Annotated in this window: 11 protein-coding genes and 1 tRNA gene; 7 read left to right on the forward strand and 5 right to left on the reverse strand. The window is 67.4% G+C overall.

What is annotated here, in order from left to right:
* The coding region (locus E8A12_RS19215) for a transposase (RefSeq protein ID WP_293371806.1) at window positions 1-368 on the reverse strand (368 nt) is incomplete at its 3' end.
* 348 nt (window positions 369-716) lie between these two features.
* Here E8A12_RS19215 and E8A12_RS19220 point away from each other — a divergent pair.
* Entirely contained in the window at window positions 717-1,307 is a 591-nt protein-coding gene (locus E8A12_RS19220) for a response regulator (RefSeq protein ID WP_293371808.1), read from the forward strand.
* 301 nt (window positions 1,308-1,608) lie between these two features.
* Here E8A12_RS19220 and E8A12_RS19225 read toward each other — a convergent pair.
* The 3 genes from E8A12_RS19225 to E8A12_RS19235 all read right to left on the reverse strand — a co-directional run bounded on the left by E8A12_RS19225 (window position 1,609) and on the right by E8A12_RS19235 (window position 3,600).
* Window positions 1,609-1,698 (reverse strand) — tRNA-Ser (locus E8A12_RS19225).
* Between the two features lie 49 nt (window positions 1,699-1,747).
* Window positions 1,748-1,915, reverse strand: a complete 168-nt coding sequence (locus E8A12_RS19230; RefSeq protein ID WP_293371810.1) for a Flp family type IVb pilin — start codon at window positions 1,913-1,915, stop codon at window positions 1,748-1,750.
* A 98-nt stretch (window positions 1,916-2,013) separates the two neighbouring features.
* Window positions 2,014-3,600, reverse strand: a complete 1,587-nt coding sequence (locus tag E8A12_RS19235; protein WP_293371812.1) for a tetratricopeptide repeat-containing glycosyltransferase family protein — start codon at window positions 3,598-3,600, stop codon at window positions 2,014-2,016.
* A gap of 170 nt (window positions 3,601-3,770) precedes the next feature.
* Here E8A12_RS19235 and E8A12_RS19240 point away from each other — a divergent pair, with 170 nt between their 5' ends.
* From E8A12_RS19240 to E8A12_RS19250, 3 genes are all read left to right on the forward strand, one after another.
* The gene (locus tag E8A12_RS19240; protein WP_293371814.1) at window positions 3,771-5,507 is read left to right on the forward strand and encodes an amidohydrolase family protein; all 1,737 of its coding nucleotides are present in this window, start codon (window positions 3,771-3,773) and stop codon (window positions 5,505-5,507) included.
* A 91-nt stretch (window positions 5,508-5,598) separates the two neighbouring features.
* On the forward strand, window positions 5,599-6,333 hold the full coding sequence (locus E8A12_RS19245; protein WP_293371816.1) for a glutathione S-transferase N-terminal domain-containing protein: 735 nt from the start codon (window positions 5,599-5,601) through the stop codon (window positions 6,331-6,333).
* Window positions 6,330-7,346, forward strand: coding sequence for a 2-oxoglutarate and iron-dependent oxygenase domain-containing protein (locus tag E8A12_RS19250; protein ID WP_293371818.1), 1,017 nt, complete (start codon window positions 6,330-6,332; stop codon window positions 7,344-7,346). Before E8A12_RS19245 ends, E8A12_RS19250 begins: the two co-directional genes overlap by 4 nt.
* Here the strand turns inward: E8A12_RS19250 and E8A12_RS19255 are convergent.
* Window positions 7,343-8,452, reverse strand: a complete 1,110-nt coding sequence (locus tag E8A12_RS19255) for an S-(hydroxymethyl)glutathione dehydrogenase/class III alcohol dehydrogenase (protein WP_293371820.1) — start codon at window positions 8,450-8,452, stop codon at window positions 7,343-7,345. The two genes, E8A12_RS19250 and E8A12_RS19255, sit on opposite strands and share 4 nt — an antisense overlap.
* A 122-nt stretch (window positions 8,453-8,574) precedes the next feature.
* Between E8A12_RS19255 and E8A12_RS19260 the strand changes: the two genes are divergently transcribed.
* From E8A12_RS19260 to E8A12_RS19270, 3 genes are all read left to right on the forward strand, one after another.
* A complete protein-coding gene (locus tag E8A12_RS19260; protein ID WP_293371822.1) occupies window positions 8,575-8,832 on the forward strand; it encodes a hypothetical protein in 258 nt (85 codons plus the stop codon).
* An 11-nt stretch (window positions 8,833-8,843) separates the two neighbouring features.
* Window positions 8,844-9,428, forward strand: coding sequence for a hypothetical protein (locus tag E8A12_RS19265; RefSeq protein WP_293371824.1), 585 nt, complete (start codon window positions 8,844-8,846; stop codon window positions 9,426-9,428).
* A 31-nt stretch (window positions 9,429-9,459) separates the two neighbouring features.
* On the forward strand, window positions 9,460-9,602 hold a 143-nt coding region (locus E8A12_RS19270), incomplete at its 3' end, for a sulfurtransferase TusA family protein (RefSeq protein WP_293371826.1).

Consider the following 9,602-nt stretch of genomic DNA (forward strand, 5'->3'; position numbering starts at 1 on the left):
TGGCGCAGCAGATCGCTCTCACGGAAACGGCCATGCCGGTTCTTCGAGAAGGTCGAATGATCCGGCACATCGCCGTCCAGACCCAGCCGGCAGAACCAGCGGTAGGCCAGGTTGACATGGACCTCCTCGCATAGCCGACGTTCCGAGCGGATGCCAAAGCAGTAGCCCACCAGCAGCATGCGGATCAGCAGCTCAGGATCGATCGAGGGCCGTCCGATCGGGCTGTAGAACGGCGCCAATCCCGCCCTCAGCTCAGTCAGATCCACGAAGCGGTCGATCGAGCGAAGCATGTGGTCGGAGGGGACATGGCGCTCCAGCGAGAACTCGTAGAACAGCGCCGCCTGGTCGACTTGCCGCTCACCCATCATCGCCGCATCTCCCGCTGCCAGGAGAAGTGAATCAGCCCCGAGTCATCGGCTCAAGAGGCCTTTTTCAACAAAATCGGCGCAATTCGGCCGTTGGTGTCGGCGGTTGTAGAGGTCCGCAATAGGTCGAAATCGGTCTTGAACTCAATCCCCGAAAGGGGACGTCGCGAACCGCGGCTCTGGGGGAAACCTGCCGTCGGCATCACGCCAGCGGAACGACGGGCCAGGGGGTAACGCACCCCACGAAAGGCACGCAACGACGACGGCCGTTGCAGCGTTTGGTAGAAAAGTCACAGGGACAACTATGCCGCGTGGCCCGGTGACTACGTCTCGTTTTCGGGAGATACCGCCTTGCCGATCGTCCCACCGCCAACCCGCAGCGAACTCCGTAGCTGGCGGCCGAACAAAGACATCGATATGGCCAACGACGCGGAGGTCAGCACATGGGCGGCGCGCCTTTACATCACGCCGGACGAGCTTCGGGAGATCGTAGAGGAAATCGGCGATCGCGCGCGCCTCGCACCTGCCAAAATCCTGTTGATTGCGGAGGATCAGGTTCTCCTAGCCATGGTGCTGAAGGATGAGCTTGAGGACAGCGGCTACCGTGTCCTCGAACTGGCGATCCGCCATCAGGAAGCCCTGGGCTTTGCGCGTCGCGTCAAGCCCGACTTGGCCCTGGTGAACATAGACCTCGCGGCAGGCGACGATGGCGTGGCGCTCGCGTGTGACCTGAAGGCGCTCGGAGTTCCGGTGCTCTTCATCAGCGGGCAACAGGATCGAGCGAGGTTGGCGAGCGACGTGGCGATCGCTTCGCTCCGCAAGCCCTACAGCCCAGCCGATATGGTCAATGCGGTCGATTATCTGTTCCGCCACGAGCGCGGTGACGAGTCGCGCCCACCGCCGTCTCACCTTGAGATGTTCGACGCCATTTCGCCGATCTGAGAAAGAAGTCCGCGCCGTCCTTCAGTGGCGACGTTCGAGCGCTTTTTCTGGTCGCCCCGATACGATCTAGCGCTTGCGGCCCTAGGGCCGGATTCGATTTGGCCCTCCTCCGACCGGAGTGCTATCGGCGGACCCCAAATTCAAAGTGATGTGTGGCCGGGAGTGCGAGCGCAGTTTTTTCGCCTGGTCTGAGGCGCCATTTCGAGGCCTTTCCTGCGAAGATTGGATGTGCGGAAATGCGTGTGGATACGGATATTTCAAAATTCTATGTCACTGTATTAATTATATAATACGTCACATATGGCGGACGGGGTGGGATTCGAACCCACGGTGGACTTTCACCCACGGCGGTTTTCAAGACCGCTGCCTTAAACCACTCGGCCACCCGTCCGGACGGCGGGTTCTAGCAGGGGCGCGGCCTTCGCTCCACCCACCGCGGCCTAAGCGGAAAACAGCGCCGCAACGCCGGTGAACGTCGTGCTCAGCTGGGCGCCCAGAGCGCCGACCGCACCGGCGATGACCACGGCGATCAGACTGGCGATCAGGGCGTACTCGATGGCGGTCGCGCCGGATCGATCCTCATGGAAGCGCTTGGCGAAACCCAACATCGTGCAGCTCCTTCAGACCGGGCCTGTCGCGCCGAAGACGATCAAGATCTCATAGTGAGGCTAACGGCCCGTGAAATCGGCACGGCGAATTTCAATGGTCAACCGCTGGCCAGGGACGCGAGATGGGCCGCCATCGCGGCGAACACGCCGGGCCAGTCGCCCGGCTCGCCCTGACGGAATAGCCGCAGGCTCGGATACCAGGCGCTGTCGCGCCGTTCGTTCATCCACCGCCAGTCGGCGACCTGCGGCAGGGCCAGCCAGGTCTTGACCCCTAAGGCGCCAGCCAGGTGCGCGACGCTGGTGTCAGGCGTGATGAAGAGATCGCAACAACTCATCGCCGCGGCGGTGTCGATGAAGATGTCCGGCCCCGGATCGAAGCCCTCGCCGAGGTCTTCCACCGTCATGGACGGCGGCAGGTTCGCCAGCTGGTCCAGGCCATTGACCTTCTGCAGGCTGATCAGGCGGACGTTGGCAATCTCCGCGAGCGGCTGGAGGCTCGCCAGCGGGAATGAGCGTTGCAGCGGCAAGGCGTAGGGCGCGGTGCTGCCCTGCCACACGACACCGACCTTGAAGCCCTGCGATCCGATCACCTGGCGCCAGCGTTCCACCCGCACCGGATCGGCGCGAAGGTACGGCGCGGCCGGCAGGGTCTCCAGCGTGGCGCCCAGGCCGTACGGCAGGCTCAGCAGCGCCGACTGGTAGTCGAAGCCCTCGGCGATCTCAGTCTCGTCCAGCAGCCCGATCGACGGGCCGAGCGTGCGCAACAGCGCGTGCATCGGCCGCGGCGCGGCGAAGGTCACCTCCGCGCCGGCCCTCCCGGCGGCCGCGACGAAGCGGCTGAACTGGATGACATCGCCCTGGAACAGCTCCGGATAGATGAACAGCGACTTCCCTGCCAAGGCCTCGCCGCGCCAAGGACGCTCCATGTGGTAGCGAGGGTCTGTGAAGGTCGGGCAGGCCTTGCGCCACTCATATTCCTCGAGCCCGCCCGGGTAGTCGCCGAGGTGAAGTCGGCACACCGCACGGTTGTGGTGGGCGATGGCGAAGTCCGGAATTATGGCGATGGCGCGATCGTAGGCCGACACCGCCTCATCGATCCGCCCGAGCGCTTTCAGCGCTCCGCCGCGATTGTACCAGGCGGCTGCATTGTTGGGCTCCAGAGCCGTGGCCGTCTCGAAGCTTTCCAGCGCCGACTGCCAGCGCCCGAGACCTCGCAGGGCGTCGCCGCGATCGATGTGGGCGCCAGCGTGCCGCGGCCAGGTGCCGAGGGTCCGGTCGAAGGCGGCGAGCGCCTCCTCCAGCCGCCCGACGGCCCGCAGGGCGATGGCGCGGCCGTGGTGGGCCTGGACGATGCCCGGGTCGAGCAAAAGGGCCCGGTCGAAGTCCGCAAGCGCGGCCGGGGATCTCGCCAGAGCGTTCAGCGCCACCCCGCGATTGACGTACATAACCGCATCGTTCGGGCGAGAGGCCAGGGCCTGGGTGATGAGGTCCACCGCTTGGTCGGACTGACCCTGATGATGCAGCGCCAGACCCAGATAGTGCTGAGCCTGCGGATTGCCGGGATCGCGCCGCAGCACGTCTTCATAGATGACAGCGGCCATGCGGGCGTCGCCGCGTTTGTGCAGGTCCAGCGCCACCTGCAGCATACCGGCGGCTTCCTCGGCGCCCGAAGGTCCGATCGCCAAGGGCTGTTCTCCGCACCGCCGCCGGTCCCGCACCATGCGGACCGCAGGCGGGTTGAACGCGAAAAGCTCCACCCTGACAAGGCGGGCGCCCCGCAGGCTTCCGTGGCGACACCGTTCCCTTCCGGGGCCTGCGGCGCCTAGGATGACGACAAAAGCCCTGGGAGGCGACGATGCACGACCTGGTGATCCGCGGCGGTACGGTGGTGGACGGCACGGGCGGGCCTGCGCGCGTCGCCGACGTGGCGGTCGATGACGGCCTGGTCAGTCAGGTGGGAGAGGTCGCAACGCCCGGACGCCGCGAGATCGACGCCCGTGGCCTGCTCGTCACCCCAGGCTGGGTCGACATCCATACCCACTACGACGGCCAGGCCACCTGGGACCCCTATCTGTCGCCCTCCTGCTGGCACGGGGTGACGACGGTGGTGATGGGCAATTGCGGCGTCGGCTTCGCGCCGGCCCGGCCCGACCGCCACGATTGGCTGATCGGCCTGATGGAGTCGGTGGAGGATATCCCCGGCTCGGCGCTGGCCGAAGGCATCAAGTGGGACTGGGAGACCTTCCCGGAGTATCTCGACAGCCTCGACCGCAAGCCCTTCGTGCTCGATGTGGCCACCCAGGCGCCGCACGGTTCGATCCGCGCCTACGTGATGGGCGAGCGCGGGGCGCGCAACGAAGCTGCGACGCCCGCTGACATCGCCGAGATGGCGCGGATCACCCGCGAGGCGCTGGAGGCCGGCGCGCTGGGCTTCTCCACCTCCCGCACCCAGTTGCACCGCGCCAAAGATGGCGAGCCGGTCCCCGGCACCTTCGCCGGCGCCGACGAGATGGTGGGCATCGGCAGAGCCGTCGGCGCGGCCGGCCACGGGGTCTTCGAGATCGCCTCGGACATGATGATTCCGGAGGACGAGTTCGCCTGGATGAAGCAGTTCGCCGCCGCCTCAGGTCTGCCAGTCACCTTTGGGATGCTCCAATCTCCGATGCAGCCGGAGAAGTGGCGCGACCTCCTGAAGCTCACCGAGGACGCGCGGGCCGAGGGCGCGATGATCACTGCCCAGATCGCCTGCCGGCCGACCGGCATGGTGCTGGGGTGGCAATCGACGGTGCACCCCTTCGTCCAGAAGAGCGCTTACCGCGCCATCGCCGCCCTGCCCTTCGCCGAGCGACTGGTTCACCTGAAGGACCCCGCGGTGCGTGAGGCGATCCTCAATGAGGACGTGCCGCCGCCGCCGGGGATCGGCGCGCTCTTGACCCACGCTTTCGGCAACATGTTCCGCCTCGAACGCGACGGGCGCCTCGACTACGAGCCGCGCGTCCAGGACAGCATCGCCGCGGAAGCCGAGCGACTGGGCGTCTCGCCCCAGGCGATCCTCTACGACATGCTGATGGAGAACGACGGGCGCGGGTACATCTACCTGCCGCTGCTGAACTACGCGAAGTTCAACTTCGACCACATCGCCGAAATGATGAACCACCCCGCGACGATCCTCAGCCTCTCGGACGGCGGCGCCCATTGCGGGGTGATCTGCGACGCCAGCTTCCCGACCTACATGCTGAGCTACTGGGTCCGCGACCGCGAGCGGGGTGAGCGCCTGCCGCTGGAGAAGGTTGTCGCGATGCAGACGCGGGACACCGCGCGGCTCTACGGCATGCATGACCGCGGCGTGCTCGCGCCCGGAATGAAGGCGGACATCAACGTCATTGACTTCGCACACCTGAACATCCTCGCGCCGGAGATGATCTTTGACCTGCCCGCTGAGGGCCGCCGTCTGGTGCAACGGGCGGAGGGGTATCGCGCGACCGTGGTCTCCGGGGTCGTCACCTTCGAGGACGGCCAGGCGACTGGACAATTTCCGGGACGGCTGGTCAGGGGTCCGCAGACGGCGCCTGTACGGCTCGCGGCGGAATAGACGGGCTCAACCCGCCTGCAGGACTTGTCGGTTGCCGCCGCCACGGTGGGGACTAGGGTTTCCGCCCTGCCCCTCCGGAAAGGCCTCGCCCATGTACCAGCTGCACTATTGGCCCACGCCAAACGGCAAGAAGGTCACGATCCTGCTGGAAGAGCTGGGCGCCCCTTACGAGATCGTGCCGATGAATATCGGCCGCGGCGACCAGTTCACCGAGGCCTCGCTGAAGATCAGCCCCAACAACCGCATGCCGGCCCTGGTGGACACCGCGCCGGCCGGCGGCGGCGAGCCGATCAGCGTCTTCGAGTCCGGCGCCATCATGCTCTACCTCGCTGAGAAGGAGGGCCGCTTCTGGCCGCAGGACACGCGGGCCAAGTACGACGTCGTCCAGTGGGTGATGTGGCAGATGGCCAACCAGGGCCCAAAGACCGGCGAGCGCGGCCACTTCAGCCGCGTGCCGCCCGAAGCCGGCGACCAGTCCTACGCCCAGCGCCGCTTCGCCGATGAGGTGCACCGCATGTACGGGGTGCTGAACAATCGGCTTTTCGATCGGCGCTATCTGACCGGGTCGGAATACACTGTCGCCGACATGATCTGCTATCCGTGGACCGCCAGCTGGAAGCTGCAGGGCATCGACCTGGACGAGTTCAAGTATTTCAAGCGCTGGTTCGAGGAGCTGTCGGCGCGGGCCGCCGTTGAAAAGGGCATGGCGGTGACCGCCGGCTCGGTGGAAGACCCTGCCTCTGTCACGCCCGAGGAACAGGCCCGTCGCCGCAAGCTGCTCTACAACCAGCGCGCCCGGCCCGCGCCCGAGGGCGGCCTGACGTGACCGAGCGCCTGCCGATCATCGACATGACGCCGCTGTCCAGGCCTGGCGACGCCGCTGGCCGCGCCAGGGCGGCCCAAGAAATCGCGCGGGCCTGTCGGGCCCACGGCTTCTTCTACCTGGTTGGCCACAGCATCGGCCTGGATGTGCTGGACGCGCTGGAGGCCGAGAGCCGCAGGTTCTTCGCCCTGCCAGTCGAAGCAAAGATGGCGATCTCGATGGCGCGGGGCGGCAAGGCGTGGCGCGGATATTTCCCGTTGGGAGGGGAACTCACCTCTGGCCGCCCGGACCTGAAGGAAGGCCTTTACCTCGGCGCCGAACTCGGTCCGGATCATCCGAGGGTGCAGGCCGGAACGCCGATGCACGGTGCGAACCTCTGGCCCGCTGAACTACCCGGTCTGAAGGTCGCGGTCGGCGCCTACATGGACGGCGCCACCCGAGCCGCGGCGATGCTGATGGAAGGCGTCTCGCTGAGCCTCGGGCTCGACCCGCAGTACTTCGCCCGCGCCTACACAGCGCAGCCCACTGTGCTGTTCCGCATCTTCCACTATCCAGCCGGCGGCTCCCCCGACGTCGATTGGAGCCAATCCTGGGGCGTCGGCGAGCACACCGACTACGGCCTGCTCACCCTGTTGGCCCAGGATCGCCACGGCGGGCTGCAGGTGAAAACGCCTTCCGGCTGGATCGAGGCTCCGCCCATCGAGGGCGCGCTGGTCTGCAACATCGGCGATATGCTGGAGCGGCTTACCGGCGGACGCTTCAAGTCGACGCCGCACCGCGTCCGAAATATCAGCGGCCACGATCGCCTTTCCTTCCCGCTGTTCTTCGATCCGGACTTCATGGCGCCCATGCGGCCCCTGCCCGCCGTCGCCACCGACGCGGCGGCGCGCGACGCCGACAAGGCCGAGCGCTGGGACCGGACCTCCGTCCACGAATTCGAGGGGACCTACGGCGACTACCTGCTGAGCAAGGTCGCCAAGGTCTTCCCGCAGCTGAAGGAAGCCGCGCTCAGCTAGTAGACCACCACGCTCCTGATGCTTTCGCCCGAATGCATCAGGTCGAAGGCGTCATTGATCCGCTCCAGCGGCATGGTGTGGGTGATCATCGGGTCGATCTCGATCTTGCCGTCCATGTACCAGTCGACGATCTTCGGAACGTCGGTGCGGCCGCGCGCGCCGCCGAAGGCCGTGCCTTTCCAGACCCTTCCGGTCACAAGCTGGAATGGTCGCGTGGCGATCTCCTTGCCGGCCTCCGCCACGCCGATGATGATGCTCTCGCCCCAGCCGCGGTGGCAGGCCTCCAGCGCCTGGCGCATGACGGTGGTGTTGCCGGTGCAGTCGAAGGTGTAGTCGGCGCCGCCGTCGGTGAGCTGGACCAGATGGGCGACCAGATCGCCGTCCACCGCCTTGGGATTGACGAAGTGGGTCATGCCGAACCGACGGCCCCATTCCTCCCGCGCCGGGTTGATGTCGACGCCGACGATCATGCTGGCTCCGACCAGCTTGGCCCCCTGGATGACGTTGAGGCCGATGCCGCCCAAGCCGAAGACGACCACATTGGCGCCTGGCTCGACGCGGGCGGTGTTGACGACCGCGCCTACGCCGGTGGTCACGCCGCAGCCGATGTAGCAGGCCTTGTCGAAGGGGGCGTCGGCGCGGATTTTCGCCACCGCGATCTCCGGCAGGACCGTGTAGTTCGAGAAGGTCGAGCAGCCCATGTAATGGAAGACCGTCTGGCCCTTATAGGAGAACCGGCTGGTCCCATCGGGCATCAGCCCCTTGCCCTGGGTCGCTCGGATCGCCGTGCAGAGGTTGGTCTTGCGGCTGAGGCAGCTTTTGCACTGCCGACATTCGGGCGTGTAGAGCGGGATCACGTGGTCGCCCGGCTTTACACTGGTCACGCCCGACCCAACCTCCACCACCACGCCCGCGCCTTCGTGGCCGAGGATCGACGGGAACAGGCCCTCGGAATCCAGGCCATCCAGGGTGTAGGCGTCGGTGTGGCAGATCCCCGTCGCCTTGATCTCCACCAGCACCTCGCCGGCCTTGGGCCCTTCCAGGTCGAGTTCGACGATTTCCAGCGGCCGCTTGGCCTCGAATGCGACGGCGGCGTGGGTCTTCATGGGCGTCCTCTTGAGCTGATTTTCGCGGGCGACCATTCCCCAGCCGCACGCGATTGTGAAGCGCGGAAGCAGCTTATGGCGACGCTTGCGCAACGCGGACGGGGCATCGGCGTTACGCCAACATGAGCGAGCCCCTGGAACTCTCCGCCCCCGAACGCGACGTCCTCTTGGCGGCGCTGCAGGAACCGTTGTTCGACCGCGATCCGATGGTGATGGGCCTTTGCCTGCGCCTCTGTGGCCGCCACCTGATGCAGCGGGCCGGCGGCGCCGCCATCGCCAACGGCTGGCGCGGCTCGCCGCACGCCTTCGTGCTCACCCGCGCCGGCTGGAACCTGGTCAAATCCGAGCGCCAGCGCGCGCCGATCCGCCGGGTTGGCTGATGGTCACGGCGATGACGTCAAGACCGATCCGCACCCTCCTCCTCGCCTCGGTCGCCTGCGGCCTGATGCTCGCCGGTTGCGGCAAGAAGGATGACACGACCACGGCCAGCGTCATGGACACCTCGCTGCCGGCCGGCACCCAGAGCAGCACCGCCGGCCCGACATCGACCCCGACCCCGGGCGCAACCGTCGCCGCGGGCGGCGCTGCATCGGCGGTGGGCGGCGCAAGCAGTGCAGTGGCCAGCGCCGATCTCGCGCAGACCGCGGCGGTCTCTCCGCCTGCGAACTCCAACGGCTCCCTCCCGGTGAGCCCCGGCGTTGGTCCCGCAGGCGGAGCCGGCGCGCAGGCCGCAGCGAACGCCTCGGTCGCAGGCGTGGCCGCTGCGGCGACGGTCCCTACGCGCGGCGTCACAGTGGCCGGCGTCGCGCCGGGCTCGGTGGCCGCGGGCCGTGTGGTTGCGCCCGTGGGCGGCGCTGTGGGGCCCAGCGGAACGCTCGGATCGCCAGGGCCGACCGCCGCGGCGTCCAGAGCGCCCGTCGCCGCGCCAGCCGCGGTTGCGTCTGGGGCCGTCGCGGCAGGCGCGGCCCCACGCTAGGCTCGCGGCCCGCGCCGTTGTATGCGGCGCCATGGATGGTCCCGACCTCCCCGATGAGATCCTCGTCGACGCGCGCGGCCATCGCTGCCCCGTGCCGACGCTGCGTCTGAGGAAGGCGCTCGAGGCCGCGCCGGCGGGCGCGCGGGTGCGTCTGCTGGCCGACGACCCGATGGC

Origin of the sequence: Phenylobacterium sp. (assembly GCF_004799395.1) — a bacterium.
Classification (GTDB): domain Bacteria; phylum Pseudomonadota; class Alphaproteobacteria; order Caulobacterales; family Caulobacteraceae; genus Phenylobacterium.